17 protein-coding genes are annotated in these 15,403 nt (G+C 63.2%); 8 read left to right on the top strand and 9 right to left on the bottom strand.

All coding sequences use genetic code 11. The annotated features are described in order from the left end of the window. Nucleotides 1-5 precede the first annotated feature (5 nt). The gene (guaA, locus tag V1475_RS15135; protein WP_479413412.1) at nt 6-1,577 is read right to left on the bottom strand and encodes a glutamine-hydrolyzing GMP synthase; all 1,572 of its coding nucleotides are present in this window, start codon (nt 1,575-1,577) and stop codon (nt 6-8) included. A 167-nt stretch (nt 1,578-1,744) separates the two neighbouring features. Next, nucleotides 1,745-2,038 carry a DUF6477 family protein gene (locus V1475_RS15130; protein WP_434286987.1) on the bottom strand — a complete coding sequence of 98 codons (294 nt, stop codon included), beginning with the start codon at nt 2,036-2,038 and terminating at the stop codon, nt 1,745-1,747. Nucleotides 2,039-2,389: 351 nt separating this feature from the next. Here V1475_RS15130 and V1475_RS15125 point away from each other — a divergent pair, with 351 nt between their 5' ends. Then, nucleotides 2,390-3,550 carry a DUF6456 domain-containing protein gene (locus V1475_RS15125; RefSeq protein ID WP_479413411.1) on the top strand — a complete coding sequence of 387 codons (1,161 nt, stop codon included), beginning with the start codon at nt 2,390-2,392 and terminating at the stop codon, nt 3,548-3,550. Between the two features lie 419 nt (nt 3,551-3,969). Beyond that, nucleotides 3,970-4,893, top strand: a complete 924-nt coding sequence (locus V1475_RS15120) for a hydrogen peroxide-inducible genes activator (RefSeq protein WP_434286990.1) — start codon at nt 3,970-3,972, stop codon at nt 4,891-4,893. Nucleotides 4,894-5,025: 132 nt separating this feature from the next. Here V1475_RS15120 and V1475_RS15115 read toward each other — a convergent pair whose 3' ends face one another. Then, nucleotides 5,026-5,574, bottom strand: a complete 549-nt coding sequence (locus V1475_RS15115; protein WP_434286991.1) for a peroxiredoxin — start codon at nt 5,572-5,574, stop codon at nt 5,026-5,028. A gap of 205 nt (nt 5,575-5,779) precedes the next feature. Here V1475_RS15115 and lipA point away from each other — a divergent pair, with 205 nt between their 5' ends. The 3 genes from lipA to V1475_RS15100 all read left to right on the top strand — a co-directional run bounded on the left by lipA (nt 5,780) and on the right by V1475_RS15100 (nt 8,855). Then, the gene (lipA, locus tag V1475_RS15110; protein WP_434286992.1) at nt 5,780-6,730 is read left to right on the top strand and encodes a lipoyl synthase; all 951 of its coding nucleotides are present in this window, start codon (nt 5,780-5,782) and stop codon (nt 6,728-6,730) included. Next, nucleotides 6,731-7,840 carry a THUMP domain-containing class I SAM-dependent RNA methyltransferase gene (locus V1475_RS15105; RefSeq protein ID WP_479413410.1) on the top strand — a complete coding sequence of 370 codons (1,110 nt, stop codon included), beginning with the start codon at nt 6,731-6,733 and terminating at the stop codon, nt 7,838-7,840. A gap of 124 nt (nt 7,841-7,964) precedes the next feature. Further along, on the top strand, nt 7,965-8,855 hold the full coding sequence (locus V1475_RS15100; RefSeq protein WP_479413409.1) for a LysR family transcriptional regulator: 891 nt from the start codon (nt 7,965-7,967) through the stop codon (nt 8,853-8,855). A gap of 37 nt (nt 8,856-8,892) precedes the next feature. Here V1475_RS15100 and V1475_RS15095 read toward each other — a convergent pair whose 3' ends face one another. Continuing rightward, on the bottom strand, nt 8,893-9,063 hold the full coding sequence (locus tag V1475_RS15095; protein ID WP_434286995.1) for a hypothetical protein: 171 nt from the start codon (nt 9,061-9,063) through the stop codon (nt 8,893-8,895). Further along, nucleotides 9,060-9,617, bottom strand: a complete 558-nt coding sequence (gene hpt / locus V1475_RS15090) for a hypoxanthine phosphoribosyltransferase (protein ID WP_434286996.1) — start codon at nt 9,615-9,617, stop codon at nt 9,060-9,062. The genes V1475_RS15095 and hpt overlap by 4 nt, the downstream gene beginning before the upstream one ends. 78 nt (nt 9,618-9,695) lie before the next feature. Between hpt and V1475_RS15085 the strand changes: the two genes are divergently transcribed. Next, complete coding sequence (locus tag V1475_RS15085; protein WP_434286997.1) at nt 9,696-10,142, top strand: type II toxin-antitoxin system RatA family toxin; 447 nt, start codon at nt 9,696-9,698, stop codon at nt 10,140-10,142. Nucleotides 10,143-10,146: 4 nt separating this feature from the next. Here the strand turns inward: V1475_RS15085 and V1475_RS15080 are convergent, their stop codons facing one another. From V1475_RS15080 to V1475_RS15065, 4 genes are read right to left on the bottom strand one after another with little or no spacing between them, the layout of a single operon-like run. Next, nucleotides 10,147-10,896, bottom strand: coding sequence for a sulfite exporter TauE/SafE family protein (locus V1475_RS15080; protein ID WP_479413408.1), 750 nt, complete (start codon nt 10,894-10,896; stop codon nt 10,147-10,149). A gap of 34 nt (nt 10,897-10,930) precedes the next feature. Continuing rightward, nucleotides 10,931-11,431: a CinA family protein gene (locus V1475_RS15075; protein WP_434286999.1), complete on the bottom strand. Its 501-nt coding sequence runs from the start codon at nt 11,429-11,431 to the stop codon at nt 10,931-10,933. Then, nucleotides 11,428-11,925: a phosphatidylglycerophosphatase A family protein gene (locus V1475_RS15070; RefSeq protein WP_434287000.1), complete on the bottom strand. Its 498-nt coding sequence runs from the start codon at nt 11,923-11,925 to the stop codon at nt 11,428-11,430. Before V1475_RS15070 ends, V1475_RS15075 begins: the two co-directional genes overlap by 4 nt. A gap of 52 nt (nt 11,926-11,977) precedes the next feature. Next, nucleotides 11,978-13,159 carry a bifunctional 2-C-methyl-D-erythritol 4-phosphate cytidylyltransferase/2-C-methyl-D-erythritol 2,4-cyclodiphosphate synthase gene (locus V1475_RS15065; RefSeq protein ID WP_479413407.1) on the bottom strand — a complete coding sequence of 394 codons (1,182 nt, stop codon included), beginning with the start codon at nt 13,157-13,159 and terminating at the stop codon, nt 11,978-11,980. Between the two features lie 168 nt (nt 13,160-13,327). Here V1475_RS15065 and dusB point away from each other — a divergent pair, with 168 nt between their 5' ends. Both dusB and V1475_RS15055 read left to right on the top strand, forming a co-directional pair. Next, nucleotides 13,328-14,308 (top strand): tRNA dihydrouridine synthase DusB, encoded by a 981-nt coding sequence (dusB, locus tag V1475_RS15060; protein ID WP_479413406.1) that lies wholly within the window; start codon nt 13,328-13,330, stop codon nt 14,306-14,308. Continuing rightward, nucleotides 14,305-15,390: a two-component system sensor histidine kinase NtrB gene (locus V1475_RS15055; protein WP_479413405.1), complete on the top strand. Its 1,086-nt coding sequence runs from the start codon at nt 14,305-14,307 to the stop codon at nt 15,388-15,390. The genes dusB and V1475_RS15055 overlap by 4 nt, the downstream gene beginning before the upstream one ends. Nucleotides 15,391-15,403: the final 13 nt, after the last annotated feature.

The raw sequence follows: 15,403 nt of genomic DNA, 5'->3' as shown, positions 1-15,403 counted from the left end.
CCGGATCACTCCAGCTCGATGGTTCCCGGCGGCTTCGAGGTGCAGTCGTAGAACACGCGGTTCACGCCTTTGACCTCGTTGATGATCCGGGTGGAGGTCTCAGAGAGGAATTCGTGGGTGAACGGGTAGTAATCCGCGGTCATGCCGTCGACCGAGGTCACGGCGCGCAGCGCCAGCGCATAGTCATAGGTGCGCCCGTCGCCCATCACGCCGACGGTGCGCATCGGCAGAATGGCGGCGAAGGCTTGCCAGATCTCGTCGTAGAGCCCGTGTTTGCGGATTTGGTCGATGTAGACCGCGTCGGCCTTGCGCAGGATGTCGAGTTTCTCGCGGGTGATTTCGCCGGGGCAACGGATCGCGAGACCCGGTCCGGGGAAGGGGTGACGACCGATGAAGGAGGCGGGCAGGCCCAACTCGTGACCCAGCGCGCGGACCTCGTCCTTGAACAGCTCGCGGAGCGGTTCAACGAGCTTGAGGCCCATTTTTTCCGGCAGACCACCGACGTTGTGGTGCGATTTGATCGTCACCGAGGGGCCACCGGAGAAGGACACGGATTCGATCACGTCGGGATAGAGCGTGCCTTGCGCGAGGAATTCGGCACCTTCGATCTGATCGGCGTATTTCTGGAACACGTCGATGAACAGCTTGCCAATGGTTTTGCGCTTCACTTCCGGGTCGGACACGCCTTCGAGCGCGCCGAGGAAAAGATCGCTTTCGTCGGCATGGATCAGATTGAGGTTGTAGTTCTCGCGGAACATGTTGACGACCTGCTCGGCCTCGCCGAGACGCAGAAGGCCATGGTCGACGAAGACGCAGGTGAGCTGATCGCCGATCGCCTCGTGCAGCAGGATGCCGGTGACGGAACTGTCGACACCGCCGGACAGGGCACAGATGACTTTCTTGTCGCCGACCTGTTCGCGGATTTTCGCGATCATCTCTTCGCGGTAAGCGCCCATGGTCCAGTCGCCGGAGAAGCCCGCAAGTTTGATGAAATTCTCGTAAAGCGTCGCGCCATTGGGCGTGTGGTGCACTTCCGGGTGGAATTGCACGGCATAAAAGCGGCGCTCGGTGTCGGCGGTGATGGCGAAAGGCGCACCAGGGCTTGTGCCGTAGACCTCAAAGCCCGGCGCGATCTCGGCGACGTGGTCGCCATGCGACATCCAGACCTGTTCCTTGCCGGTCGCATCCATGAACCAGCCGTTCAGGAGATCGGTGTGAGCCTTGGTCGGGGTCACATAGGCGCGGCCGAACTCTGCGGTGGCATGTTCGCCCGCTTCGACACGACCGCCCAGATCGTGCATCATCACCTGCTGGCCGTAGCAGATGCCGAGGATCGGCACGCCCAGCTCATAGGCCGCTTTCGGCGGGCGGGGCGAGCCCTCGCGCATCACCGAATCCGGGCCACCGGAGAAGATGATCGCACGCGGATCAAATTCCTTGAGGCTCTCTTCGGTGACCTTCTGATAGGGGTGGATTTCGCAATAGACATTCAGTTCGCGCAGACGGCGCGCGATGAGCTGCGTCACCTGGGAACCGAAGTCGATGATGAGGAGGCGGTCATGGGAAATCTGGGTCATGCCCTGCCTTTATGCGCGCGGACGGATTCAGGCAAGATGGATTCCCGCATTCCGGCGTTTCACACCGAAAAAGCGCCCATGAAAAAGCCCCCGTTTCGGCCGGGAGGAGGCGGAAACGGGGCCGGCACAGGGGGATGGGCTGTCGGGTAGCCTTTGAACGGGGCCGGTCAGGCGGTCTGTTGCTTCTGCGGCAACAAACGGGCCTCGCCCATCAGCGCGATCAGAACCTCGACATGGCGGGTGACATTATAGGTGGCATCGCCCGAGCGGCGGATGTCTTCCATGCGGGCCTCTTCCTCGATCAACGCGGTGAGGGCGCGGGCGGGCGAGGGGGCGGTGGCGCTGCGCATGACCCGTTTGAGGTCACGATTGCGGTTGTAATGTTCCAGTCCGAAGCGTGCGGCGCGGATCAAAAGGCGGGGACGGCGCAGGGCGGCAAGCAGGGTCGTGACGTCGGTCATGGGCAGATCTCCTGTTGGTGTTGCGCCCATCCGGTTTCGCTTGTCCGGTATGGGTGACGGGTCGTGGATGAAACGATATGAGGGGAGCCTTGCACAACCTGAGCGTGTGTTGCGTATTGTTTCCGTATTGAGAACGGTGTGGCGGGGCATTGTTTAGGATTAGGGAGCGACAATGGCGAAACGAGAAACAGTTAACCTTTGCGTAACCAATGCAACTCATGGTTGAGGCAGGATTCGGGATAAATCGGGGGATAATCTGTGAAGATCCGGTTGATATCTGTCGATCTGTGAGGGGCTCAAATCTTAACTGTATCAAATATGGAAACAATTAATCTGAATGCCGGGGGAAATATGCTGGAAACTGGGAAAGGAACGTCCGGGTCGTACGGGCAACTTCCGAAATGGGTGCCGCAGGAGGCCAAGCGCTATCTGGCGCATACGGAAAGCGGCGACACGATACGCGAACTGGCGCGGCGCGGCGGCTGTGCGCCCTCGACCGTGATGCGTCAGGTGCGCAAGCTCGAACAGAAGCGGGACGATCCGCTGATCGACGAGGCGCTGTCCTCGCTCAGTCGCCTTACGCCGCAGGCTCGGGACGCGGCGGCTCTTCCGCTTTCCCAGAATGCTCAGGCCCAGACCTCCAAGGACAAGGACTTCATGACCGACCAAAGCCCGTTTTCCGAGCCGACCGGCGCGACCCCGCCGGATGATGCGACCATTGCGCGCGAGGCCCGCCGCATTTTGCGCCGCCTGTCGGAGCCGGGGGCCTGTCTGGCGGTGGCCAGGGACATGGAAAAGGCCGTGGTGGTGCGCGATCTGCCGGACGGGCGCACGGCGCGCACGGCGGTGCTCGACCGTCCCATTGCGCAGGCGATGGCGCTCAAGGACTGGATTGTGGCGAATGCCAAGGGCAAGATCACGCGCTATACGATCACGGCGGCGGGGCGTGCGGCGCTGCGCGGGTTTCTGGCCGAAGACGAAAGCGCGCGGGCAGGCTTTGCCGAGGCGCCGACGCGGTTCGATGCCGCCACGGGGGGCTTTTCGTTTCGCGATGAGACCCATGGCGAGGATCGCCCGAAGCGCATCCGGTATAATGCCGCCGAAAGCCCGGTGATGGTTCTGTCGCGGCGGCGCGACAAGGACGGCGAGATGTTCCTGACGCCCGAGCTTGTGGCAGCGGCGGAGCGCCTGCGCGAGGATTTCGAACTGGCGCAGATGGGCGCGGGCGGCGTGAACTGGGAGCGCTTTCTGATCGAGGCCGGGCGGGTGACGGGCGATGTGAACGGTTTTGGCTCGGAGGCGGCGAAGGCGCGGGTGGCGGCGGCGCTTGGCGATCTCGGGCCGGGATTGGGCGATGTGGCGCTGCGCTGCTGTTGTTTCCTTGAGGGCATGGAGCAGGCGGAGAAGCGCATGGGCTGGTCGGCGCGCTCGGGCAAGATCGTGCTGCGGATCGCGTTGCAGCGGTTGAAGAAGCATTACGACGAGGCGGGGTATTCGAATTTGATTGGGTAAAATCCGGTTCGGGGCATGGCCCCGGCAAACGCTCCAGTGGAGCGTTTGAGGATTTTACGGGCGGAGCCCCGGCCGGTCTGGCCTGTGGCCAGATTGAAAGGTTCAGTGGACCTTTTCAAGGCGCGAACGCCCTCGCACCCTTGCGAGGGCCGGTAGGTCTGGGTTTTTGACCCGGCAAATGCTCTGCCGCCTCCTGAGAAAAGCACCCGAAGGCCTCACAACCTCCGGGTGTTCAGGTGGGACCGCTCGGGGGCGGTCCTGCTCAAGTCGGATCTTGCGATCCGTGCCCATCGGGTCGGTCAGGACCTTTTGGACGCCCCCTAGCCAGCGGGGTGAAGCGGGAATAGCGCCGCTATGGGATCAATTGAAATTGTAATTTCCGTGATTTGGTATTAGCTCTTCTAATGACTGGAGGGGCCATGCTGACGCTCAGACAAATGACCTATTTCGTGGCACTGGCCGAGACCCGCAGCTTTTCGCAGGCGGCCGAGACCGTACATGTGACCCAACCCGCGCTGTCGCAGCAGATCAAGGAGATGGAGGCGAGCCTCGGCACGCAGCTGGTCGAACGGCTGCCGCGCGACATCAGGTTGACGCGGGCGGGGCAGGTGGTTTTGGACCGGGCGCAGCAGATCCTGGCGATGACCCGCGATCTGGAGGCGGAAATCCGGCTCTCGAAGGGGCTGACCGGGCGGCTGACGCTTGGGGTCATTCCGACCATTGCGCCCTATCTGTTGCCGCGGGCGCTGACCCGGATCAAGGCGGCAGCGCTCGATCTCGACATGCGGGTGCGGGAGGCGCAGACGGCGGATCTGATCGCGCTGGTGGCCTCGGGGCAGCTCGACGCGGCGGTGATCGCGCTGCCTTATGACATCGAAGGCTTGTTGGCCGAGCCGCTTTTTACCGATCGTTTCCTGCTGGCCGGATCGCAGGCGCGGATCGCGGCGCTGACGGAGGCGACGGTGCCGCGCCCGACGGAGCTGTCGCCGGATACATTGTTGCTTCTGGACGAGGGGCATTGCCTTGCCGATCAGGCACTTGAGGTCTGCGGGCTGAAACGCAACCGGCAGTCGGTCGATCTCGGGGCCTCCTCTTTGGCGACGCTCTGCGGCCTCGTGGCGCAGGGCTTTGGCCTGACGCTTTTGCCGGAGATTGCGCTCTGTTCCGAGATGGCGGCGAGCCCGGAGATGGCGGTGCTGCGCTTTCCCGAGCCGGAGCCGCAGCGCGTGGTGGCGCTGGTGCGGCGGCAATCGACGGAGGCGAAACTGTGGTTCACCGAGTTGGCCGCACTTTTGAAGGATGCGGGGGAAGAGTTGATGTGTGAGGCGCAAAGCCGGGCGTGAGGCGCGTATCAGCCATGCGTTTCGGGTATTCCCGGTATGCGACGGTATTCCGAGGTCGCGCGATGCTGCGGATGCGAAAAGGCCCGCAGGGATGTCCTGCGGGCCTTTCGTCATCTCAGACCTGCGTGCGACTTAGGCGACGGCGACGGCTTCTTCGCCTTTGAGCCATTTGAGCACGTTCTCCGGGGAGGAGACGCCGTAGGGGTCTTCGCCGTGGTTGTCGCACAGACCCGGCTCTTCGAACCAGGCTTCGACGACACCGTCATTGACGACGGCGGCGTAACGCCAGGAGCGCAGACCGAAGCCGAGGTTGTCCTTGCGCACCAGCATGCCGACGCGACGGGTGAATTCCCCGGAGCCGTCCGGGATCACGCCGACGTTCTCAAGCTCTTGAGATTGCGCCCATTTGTTCATGACGAAGCTGTCGTTGACGGACATGCAATAGATCGCGTCGATGCCCAGATCCTTGAACTCCGGGAAGCCTTTTTCAAAGCCCGGCAGCTGGTAGGTGGAGCAGGTCGGCGTGAAGGCGCCGGGGAGCGAGAACAGCACAACGCGCTTGCCGGCGAAATAATCGGAGGTGGTTTTGTCCTCCCATTTGAACGGGTTCGGACCGCCGATGCTGTCGTCGCGAACGCGGGTGTGGAAGGTCACTTCGGGCAGTTTGTAACCGGCTTTCATGGGAAAACTCCTTGAGCTTGCGCTTTTCCATGTAGGGAGCGCTTCATTATGCCGCATCTTTTAGAGCGATTCTAAACCTTCGATCAATGCGCCTGCGGCAGAAATCGCCGCAGATGCGAAGGGCGCGGATTTCGCGAGACATTTGCAGGCAGCTTGCCTATATCGTGATCCAAACGGAAAAGCCCAAACGGAAAAGCATCCCGCCATGCGTGATCTCAAGATCCCCGACCAGCGCCACCCGGAAAAGGCGCATCGCCCCGACAATGCCCAGCCGAAGAAGCCGAGCTGGATCCGCGTGAAGGCGCCGACCTCGAAGGGCTATATGGACACGCACAAGATCATGCGTGAGCATAAACTGGTGACGGTCTGCGAAGAGGCGGGCTGTCCGAATGCGGGCGAATGCTGGTCGCAGGGCCATGCCACCATGATGATCATGGGGGAGATTTGTACCCGGGGTTGTACCTTCTGTAACGTCGCCACTGGGCGGCCCGACAGTCTCGACGTGTTCGAGCCGGGGCGTGTCGCCGATGCGGTTCAGAAACTCGGGCTCAAGCATGTGGTGATCACCTCGGTGGACCGCGACGATCTTGAGGACGGGGGCGCGGAGCATTTCGCGATGACGATCCGGGCAGTGCGCAAACGCTCGCCGGAGACCACGATTGAAATTCTCACGCCGGATTTTCTGAAATGCGCGCCTTCGGCGCTCGAAACCGTGGTCGCCGCGAAACCGGATGTGTTCAACCACAACCTTGAAACCGTGCCGGCGCTTTACCACGAGGTACGCCCGGGTGCGCGCTATTTCCACTCCCTGCGGTTGTTGCAGCGGGTGAAGGAGCTCGACCCGACCATGTTCACCAAATCCGGGATCATGGTGGGTCTGGGCGAGAAACGCCCCGAGGTGTTGCAGGTGATGGACGACATGCGCGCCGCCAACATCGATTTCATGACCATCGGGCAATATTTGCAGCCGACGCCGAAACACCATGCGGTGGCGGAGTTTGTGACGCCCGAGGAATTCAAGAGCTATGAGAAGGCCGCGATCAACAAGGGCTTTCTGATGGTTTCGGCGACGCCGCTGACGCGCTCGTCCTACCATGCGGGGGACGATTTCGCCCGGCTTCGGGAAAACCGTCTGAAGAAACTCGGTCAAGCGTAAGTGTCGAACACGTTTGAAATTTTCCTCGGCACGCAGCCGGGGCTTGAGCCGTATCTTTTGGCCGAGGCGGTGGAGGCGGGGTTCCCTGCGCCTGTGGCCGTGGGCGGCGGTGTGACCTTTGAAGGCACGTGGGCCGACGTGGTGCGGGCCAATATGACGCTCCGCGGGGCGGCGCGGGTGTTGGCGCGGATCGGCGAGTTTCGGGCCTTCCATCTGGCGCAGCTCGACAAGCGGGCGCGCAAGTTTCCCTGGGGCGAGGTGCTCAAGCCCGATGTGCCGTTCCGGGTCGAGGTGGTCACCGGCAAGCGCAACAAGATTTACCACGCCGGTGCCGCGCAGGAGCGCATCGAGCGCGCGATCACCGAGGAGCTTGGCGCGCCCCTGTCGGCGGAGGCCGAGGTGGTGCTCAAGGTGCGGATCGAGGATGACAATGTGATCCTCTCGGTCGACACCTCCGGCGAGGCGCTGCACAAGCGCGGCTATAAGGCCGGTGTCGGCAAGGCGCCGATGCGCGAAACCATGGCGGCACTGTTTCTGCGGGCCTGCGGTTATGACGGGCAGGAGCCGGTGCTCGATCCGATGTGCGGTTCGGGGACCTTTGTGATCGAGGCCGCGGAATGGGCGCGGGGGCGGATGCCGGGCCGGGCGCGTGGCTTTGCCTTCGAGCATCTCGCGCCGTTCGACGCGCTGGTCATGCAAAAAATCAAAGCGAACTGGCAGGAGCGTGAGACGGTTTTGCAGTTTTACGGGTCTGATCGCAATGTGAATGTTGTTCGCATGGCGAGCGACAATGCCGAGCGTGCGGGCGTGGCCGATCTTTGCACGTTCAAACCCGTATCTGTGTCGGAGATCGAGCGCCCCGAGGGCCAGCCCGGTCTGGTGATCGTCAACCCGCCCTATGGCGCGAGGATCGGCAAGAAGAAAGACCTCTACGCGCTTTATGGGGCCTTCGGACAGGTGATGCGCGAGCGGTTCAAGGGCTGGCGTGTCGGCATGATCACCTCCGACGGGCAATTGGCGCAGGCCACCGGCCTGCCTTGGGAACCGGTCTCCGCTCCGATTGCCCATGGCGGGTTGAAGGTCCGGCTCTACAAGACCGCCGCGCTCTAATTCCGAGGGGTCTGGCGGATTTTCGGGGCGAGCCGTGCAAATTTCGTCAGAAAGTGATCTCTCTCAAGGCATTTCCCCACAGTCCTATGCTAGAATCTGGCCGTATAGGAGGGGAGACTTAGAAATGATGCACAGGCCAAATTGGGACGATTACCGGTACGTGCTCGCCGTGGCGCGCACTGGCTCGGTGTCGGGTGCAGCGCGTGAGCTGGGGGTCAACCATGCCACCGTCTTGCGGCGCGTGGCGGGGATCGAAAAGCGGCTCGGCGTCGAACTGTTCGAGAAATCCGTGCGCGGCTATGAGATCGCGCCGGAGAAATTGCGGCTAATCGAGGCTGCGCGCGAGGTGGAGGCTGCGGTGAGTGCGGTCGAACGTCTGGCGCGTGCGGGCGAAGCACCGCTTGCCGGGGTCATCCGCGTGACGTCGACGGACACCTTTTGTCAGGTGGTGCTGCCACCGCTTTTGGCGCGGCTGTCGACGCATGAGAAGGAACTGTCTTTCGAGCTGATCTCGAACAACGCGCATCTGGATCTGTCGCGGCTGCATGCCGATGTGACGGTCCGCCCGACGTTCAAACTGCCGGAAGAACTGCACGGCGAGATGGCGGCGCAGATGCGGTTCGGGTTCTATGCCCGCTCGGCCGAGGTGCCGGCGAACCGCTGGATCGGGCTGACGGGCGCGATCGGACGCTCGCACGCGGCGCAGAAGCTGCGCGAGGAGTTGGACCGGCGCAAAGTCACCTTCGTGGCCGCCGCCGACAGTTTCCTGACGCTCAAGGCGCTGGCGGAAACCGGCATCGGTCGGGTGATGTTGCCGGTGGTGCTTGGCAATGCCGCGTCGAAGCTCGTTCCGGTGGAGCCGGTGGTCGATCTGGCACCTTTGCCGGTCTTCGTGGCCTCGCATGCCGATCTGGCCGATGCGCCGCGTCTGCGTCAGGCGCGGGCCCGGATCGCGGCGGCGCTGGAGGCGGAGGAAGCGCATCTGATGGGCAAGGTTCTGGTGCCGGGGCAATAAGCCGGTCATCAGCGGAGCCAGCAGCTATGGCGGGTCCTTAACGGGGCCCGCCGTTGATTTGCATCCAGGCGGGCAGGCCGAAGAGTTTTTCCACAAGGACGAGCGCCAGACAGGTGGCGACGATGGCGAAGATGAAGACGACACGTTTCGCCGAGGGCGGATTTTGCGACCAGCGTTTGGCGCGCATCAGCCAGTGCATGGGGGTCATGCGGGCGTCCCCGGTTCGTCATCGAAGACGACGGAGCCGATGAAGGGCAGGTTGCGGTTGGCCTGGGCAAAGTCGATGCCGTAGCCCACGACGAAAGCGTCGGGGATTTCAAAACCGATCCATGTGGCCTTGAGATCGACCTCGCGGCGGGCGGGTTTGTCCAGAAGGGCGATGGTCTCGAGCTTGCGCGGTTTGCGCGATTTCAGGAGCTTGATGACGGCGGAGAGGGTGTGGCCCGTGTCGACGATGTCTTCGACCACCAAGACGTCACGGCCCTCGATCGGGTTGCGCAGATCTTTGAGGATGCGCACTTCGCGCGAAGAGACCGTACCGTCGCCGTAGGAGGAGGCTTCGAGGAAATCGACCTCGACATTCATCTCCAACTCGCGCACCAGATCGGCGATGAAGACGAAAGAGCCACGCAACAGGCCCACGACCACGAGCTTGTCGGTGTCCTTGTAGGCGCGCCGGATTTCTTTTGCGAGATCCTCGATCCGCGCCGCGATGGCCTTGGCCGAGATCATGGTGTCGATGTGATATGGCCGCTGCGTCATGCTGTCCCCTCTTTGGACTCTTGCATTTTTTGTCCTGAGGTTAGATGTATCAGGCCGGATAAAGACAGACCAGAGACCATGCCGACGCATCAGGAAACAAAACACCTCCCCTACAGCGCCGATCAGATGTACGCGCTTGTGGCGGATGTGGAGAATTACCCGAAATTCCTGCCGTGGAACGCTGCCGCGCGCATTCGCTCGCGCACGGATATGGGCGACCACGAGTTGATGCTGGCCGATCTGGTGATCTCGTTTAAGGTGTTCCGCGAGAAATTCGGCTCGCGGGTGAAACTTTTCCCGGCGGAGCGCAAGATCGACACGGAATATCTCGACGGGCCGTTTCGCTATATGAAAAGCTGGTGGGTCTTTACGCCCGCCGCCGATGGCGGCTGCGATATCGAGTTCTTTGTCGATTTCGAATTCAAGAACGCGATCCTGCAAGGCGTGATCGGCGTGGTGTTCAACGAGGCGATGCAGCGCATCGTCCGGGCGTTCGAGCGCCGGGCGCAGGAGTTGTACGGCTGAGCGCTCAGAACAGCCGCACCGTGAAGATCACCGTCATCACCACGCCGACCAAGACGATGAACTGTTTGAGCCGGGCGGTGTTGCGGATGCGGCGGGCGAAATGCGCGCCTAAAAATCCGCCCGCGATCATCGCTCCGGCCAGAAGCGCGGCATAGTCCCAGGCGATGACGCCCGCGAGCGCATAGGTCACGGCGGAGACCAGCGACAAGAGCACCGACAGCGCGTTTTTCAGCCCGTTCATGGCATGCAGGTCGGTGTAGCCGATGAGGCCCAGCACGGCCAGAAGCATGATCCCCAGCCCGCCGTTGAAATAGCCGCCATAGATCGACACCAGCAACAGCGCGATGGCCGCGCCCAGAGGCGCCAGCATGTCGCGGGCCAGAAGGCGGCGGATCAGTTGCGGCCCCCCGGCAAAGAGCAGGGTGGCCAGCGCCATGAGACCGGGCACGGCGATGAGGAACGTGTCATTGGGCGTGATCAACAACAGACCCGCACCAAGAAGGCCGCCGAGGGCTGAGACGGCGATCATGCGCAGGGCGGGCATATTGGCGGTGGTGTGCAGGTCGCGGCGATAGGCCCAGACGCTGCTGACATAGCCGGGCAGGGCGCAGAGCGTGGCGGTGGCATTGGCGGACACGGCAGGCACGCCCGCGAAGATCAGCGCGGGCAGGGTCAGGAAAGTGCCGCCCCCCGCAACGGCATTGAGCATGCCCCCCAAGAGCCCGGCGACGAGCACCAGCAGAATGTCGATCATGTTTCCTCCCGATCCGGCGTTTGTGCCCGCCGTTTTATGTCCTGAGCGCCGAGCGCAGCATCTCGAGCGCGTGTTCCACGGTGGCTCCGCGCACGCTCGCACGGCCCAGGGGGCCGAAATCCACGGTTTCCACCACGGTGGTCGCGCCTTTGCGGGCGAGGCCGAAACAGACCCGGCCTTCGGGTTTGTTCTCGGAGCCGCCGGGGCCTGCGATGCCGGTCACGGCGACGGCGATCCCGGCCATGGATTTCGCCAAAGCGCCTTCGGCCATCTCCAGCGCCACCTGTTCGGAGACCGCGCCATATTCGGCGAGGGTGACGGGCGAGACGCCGATCATTTCGCGCTTGGCGGTGTTGGAATAGGTGACATAGCCGCGATCCACCACGTCCGAGGAGCCGGGGATTTCGGTGAGACTGCCGACGATCATGCCGCCGGTGCAGCTTTCGGCGGTGGAGATCATCAGGCCTGCGGTGCGGGCCAGCGCAAGCACCTCTTCGGCCAGCGCGAGGGGCAGGGGAGTGGCATGCGCACTCATTGGATCACCCCGTGATAGAGGCCTGCGAAGACCAGAACGACCACCGCGGCGAACACGCCCGCGATCACATCGTCGAGCATCACGCCAAGCGCATCGCCGCGCCGGTCGGCCCAGCCGATGGGGCCGGGTTTCCAGATGTCGAACAGGCGGAAGGCGAGAAAGGCGGTGGGCCATGCGGGCCAGAGCGTGGTGGAGGGCATGCCGGCCATGGCGGAGCCGATGGAGACCGGGATGAGCGCGATCCACATGCCGACCAGTTCGTCGATGACGATCTCGGAGGGGTCTTCGTTCTCGCTGTTTGCGGTCATTTTCTGGGTGGCCCAGAGGCCTGCGACAAAGGCGATCACCGTGCCGATCAGCACGCCGGGGACGCCGAGGGTTTCGTGCAGCGCCCAGAACAGCGGCACGGCGGCGGCGGAGCCCCATGTGCCGGAGGCGGGTTTCATGTAGCCGATCTTGGCGAGGGTCGCGATCAGTTCCGCATAGGGGTTCATCCGGGGTCTCCTTCAGGTCTTTGACCGGGGCCTTTGCCGCGGTCTTTGTCGCTCAGCTCTTGATCAGGGCGGCGGTCGCGAGCGACGCGATGCCCTCTTCGCGCCCGGTGAAGCCGAGCCGCTCGGAGGTGGTCGCCTTGACCGAGACTCTCTCCACATCGACGCCCATGATATCCGCCAAAGCGGCGCGCATCGAGGCGGCATGGGGTCCCACCTTGGGGCGTTCGCAGACCAGAGTGACGTCGCAATTCATCATCTCATAACCCATCTCGCGCGCAAGCCCGATGGCATGGCGCAGGAAGATATGGCTTTCGGCACCCTTCCATTGCGGGTCCGAGGGCGGGAAATGCTGGCCGATGTCGCCGCGCGCCAGTGCGCCGTAAATCGCATCGGTGAGCGCATGCATGCCGACATCGGCGTCGGAATGGCCCTGAAGGCTGCGCCCGTGCGGGACTTTCACGCCGCAGAGCCAGACATGGTCGCCCTCGCCGAAACGGTGCACGTCATAGCCATTGCCCAGCCGGATCTCCATCGCCGTGTTCTCCTGTTGTCTTTGACGCAAAACTGCGCCAGCCCGGGCGAAATCGCCGGGGTGGGTGATTTTGAAATTCTCTTCAGAACCTTCGGTGATCGCAACCGCGAGGCCATGGGCGCGGGCCACTTCGACATCGTCGGCGGCCTCGCCTTGAAAGGCGCGGTGGGCGGTCAGAATGGTGTCGAAGGCAAAACCCTGCGGCGTCTGGGCGCGATAGAGCCCGCTGCGGTCGCGCGTGCCGTCGACAAAATTGCCTGTTTCGGCGGCGTTTTGTGAGGATGTTCCGTGCCAGAGCGCATCCGTGACCATGAGCGCAGGGGCTGCGCCCTCGTGGGTTTCGAGCGCGGTGAGCACGCCTTCGATCACCCCGGCGGGGATCAGGGCGCGGGCCGCGTCGTGGATCAGAACCCTGTCGAAACCCTGACCGGAAAGCGCCTCAAGCCCCGCCTTCACGGAAACCGAACGGGTCGCGCCACCGGCAACAAGCGTTACGTTTTCAAGGCTTTGCGCCAGGTCGAGATCGTCCGCGTGATGCACCACGACAATCGCATCCGCATAGGGGCGGAAGGCGGCGATGGCATGGTCGATGACGCGCAGGGCTGTTGGGGCGGTCCCCAGCCTTTGCCATTGCTTCGGCATCTCCCCGCCCGCGCGGGTGCCGCGTCCGGCGGCGACAATCAGAGCTGCGATTTTTGTCATGAGTTTTGGCATAATCGGTGGCGCGCAGGCTTGCAATGCGCTGTTTTTGACCGGCGAGGTGATCAAATTTTGTGCAACAGGCATTTTTCGCCACATTTTTCGCCTTGATCCTTTGCGACTCGCCGCTGTGATCGCTACCTCTGTCCGAAATGCTCAAGGATTAATCGCTTGCCCGTTGAATTGGCGCAACTCGCACTGGACCCGCCCGTGTTTCTGGCTCCTATGGCCGGAATCACGGACCTGCCGTTTCGCGATCTGGTCGCGTCTTTCGGTGCGGGATTGGTGGTGTCGGAGATGGTCGCCTCGCATGACATGCTGAACGCGCGTCCGGGCGCGCGCGAGAAGGCGGAGCTTGGGTTCGGGGTCGAGAACACCGCCGTGCAGCTTGCGGGGCGCGAGGCGGAGCCGATGGCGCTCGCGGCAAAAATGGCCGAAGACAATGGCGCGCAGATCATCGACATCAATATGGGCTGTCCGGCGAAAAAGGTTGTGTCGGGTTATTCCGGCTCGGCGCTGATGCGCGATCTCGATCATGCTTTGAGCCTCATTGAGGCGGTGGTGGGCGCGGTCTCTGTGCCGGTGACGCTGAAGACCCGGCTTGGCTGGGACGATGCGCTTTTGAATGCGCCCGAATTGGCGAAACGCGCCGAGGATGCGGGCATTCAGATGATCACGATCCATGGCCGCACCCGGTGCCAGTTCTACAAGGGGCGCGCCGATTGGGCGGCGATCCGGGCGGTGAAGGACGTGGTGGCGATCCCGGTGATCGCCAATGGCGACATCACCAGCCCCGAGGCCGCGCGGATGGCGCTGGCGCAATCGGGGGCCGACGGGGTGATGATCGGTCGGGGCGCGCAGGGGCGTCCGTGGATTTTGGCGCAGGTCGCCGCGAACCTGACGGGCGCGCCGGTGCCTCTGCGCCCCGAGGGCAAGGATTTCGCCGATATGGTCGCGGGTCATTACGAGGCGGGACTTTCGTTTTATGGCGAAGCCCTGGGCGGGCGGGTGATGCGCAAACATCTGGGCTGGTACATGGACACGGCGGGCACGGGGGATGCGCTGCGCAAGCGCGTTTTGACGCAAAAAACGCCGCGCGACGTGTTCGCGCTGCTGCCCGAAGCACTCAGTGGGGAGGTCTGCGCCGCATGACTCATCGTTTCGATATGCTCTGGCCCTCGCTGCCGGTGCCCGCGATCATGATCGATGCGGGCGATGAGATCGTCGAGGTGAACTCCGCCGCCGAACTGTTTCTCAATGCCTCCGCCAAAGCGCTGACCGGGGTGCCGGTGTTCGACAAGCTCGCCATCGACGCGCCTCTGGAAGAGGCCTTCGGGCGTGTGCGGCGCGACGATTCCCCCTTGTTTATCAACAATGTGGACGTCTCGGGCGGCAATGCGGCGCCGGTGCAGTGCAACATCCAGATCGCGCCTTTGCAGGGCATGGAGGACTGGCTCGTGCTGTTGATGGAGCCGCGCCAGATCGCCGACCGACTGGGCCGCGCGCATCAGGTCAAAACCTCGGCGCGCTCGGCCATTGGCATGGCGGAAATGCTGGCGCATGAGATCAAGAACCCGCTGGCGGGGATCACGGGGGCTGCGCAGCTTTTGTCGATGAGTCTCACGCCGGAGGATCTTGAACTGACCGATCTGATCGTGGCCGAAAGCCGCCGGATCGTGGCGCTTCTGGAGCAGGTGGAGCAATTCGGCAACCTGCGCCCGCCCGCGAAACGTCCGATCAACATTCACGACCTCTTGGACCGGGCGCGCAAATCCGCCGAGCTGTCCTACGGCGCGAATATGAAATTCATCGAGGAGTTCGACCCCTCGCTGCCGCCCACGTTCGTCGATGGCGATCAGATCCTTCAGGTGTTTCTGAACCTGATCAAGAACGCCTCGGAGGCGGCGGGCAAGGAGGGCGGTACGATCCGGCTTCGGACCTTCTACGACCTGTCGCTGCGCCTGCGTCGCAAGGATGGCACGGGGGCGGCGCTGCCCTTGCAGGTGGAGATCATCGACGACGGCCCCGGTCTTCCGCCGGAGATTGCCGCGGATGTGTTCGAACCCTTCGTCTCGGGGCGCGAAAATGGCACGGGGCTGGGTCTCGCGCTGGTGTCCAAGATCATTTCCGATCACGAGGGCTGGATTTCCGTGGACTCCGTGCCCGGCAAGACCGTGTTCCGCATCTCGCTGCCGGTCGCACCGCGCGAACCGAAAAACAGTGAGCCGAAATAAAGAGTGACATGCG

The organism is Celeribacter sp. SCSIO 80838 (assembly GCF_056498065.1).
This window is presented reverse-complemented; position numbering and strand designations above follow the sequence as displayed.

What these genes read in the sequence shown, in the direction of transcription:
- V1475_RS15085 (WP_434286997.1), top strand. Translation starts at nt 9,696, where the DNA reads ATGCCGACGCATCAGGAAACAAAACACCTCCCCTACAGCGCCGATCAG.
- V1475_RS15075 (WP_434286999.1), bottom strand. Translation starts at nt 11,431, where the DNA reads ATGAGTGCGCATGCCACTCCCCTGCCCCTCGCGCTGGCCGAAGAGGTG.
- V1475_RS15125 (WP_479413411.1), top strand. Translation starts at nt 2,390, where the DNA reads ATGCTGGAAACTGGGAAAGGAACGTCCGGGTCGTACGGGCAACTTCCG.
- guaA (WP_479413412.1), bottom strand. Translation starts at nt 1,577, where the DNA reads ATGACCCAGATTTCCCATGACCGCCTCCTCATCATCGACTTCGGTTCC.
- V1475_RS15120 (WP_434286990.1), top strand. Translation starts at nt 3,970, where the DNA reads ATGCTGACGCTCAGACAAATGACCTATTTCGTGGCACTGGCCGAGACC.
- V1475_RS15130 (WP_434286987.1), bottom strand. Translation starts at nt 2,038, where the DNA reads ATGACCGACGTCACGACCCTGCTTGCCGCCCTGCGCCGTCCCCGCCTT.
- V1475_RS15080 (WP_479413408.1), bottom strand. Translation starts at nt 10,896, where the DNA reads ATGATCGACATTCTGCTGGTGCTCGTCGCCGGGCTCTTGGGGGGCATG.
- V1475_RS15095 (WP_434286995.1), bottom strand. Translation starts at nt 9,063, where the DNA reads ATGACCCCCATGCACTGGCTGATGCGCGCCAAACGCTGGTCGCAAAAT.
- V1475_RS15100 (WP_479413409.1), top strand. Translation starts at nt 7,965, where the DNA reads ATGATGCACAGGCCAAATTGGGACGATTACCGGTACGTGCTCGCCGTG.
- V1475_RS15055 (WP_479413405.1), top strand. Translation starts at nt 14,305, where the DNA reads ATGACTCATCGTTTCGATATGCTCTGGCCCTCGCTGCCGGTGCCCGCG.
- hpt (WP_434286996.1), bottom strand. Translation starts at nt 9,617, where the DNA reads ATGACGCAGCGGCCATATCACATCGACACCATGATCTCGGCCAAGGCC.
- lipA (WP_434286992.1), top strand. Translation starts at nt 5,780, where the DNA reads ATGCGTGATCTCAAGATCCCCGACCAGCGCCACCCGGAAAAGGCGCAT.
- V1475_RS15115 (WP_434286991.1), bottom strand. Translation starts at nt 5,574, where the DNA reads ATGAAAGCCGGTTACAAACTGCCCGAAGTGACCTTCCACACCCGCGTT.
- V1475_RS15065 (WP_479413407.1), bottom strand. Translation starts at nt 13,159, where the DNA reads ATGACAAAAATCGCAGCTCTGATTGTCGCCGCCGGACGCGGCACCCGC.
- V1475_RS15070 (WP_434287000.1), bottom strand. Translation starts at nt 11,925, where the DNA reads ATGAACCCCTATGCGGAACTGATCGCGACCCTCGCCAAGATCGGCTAC.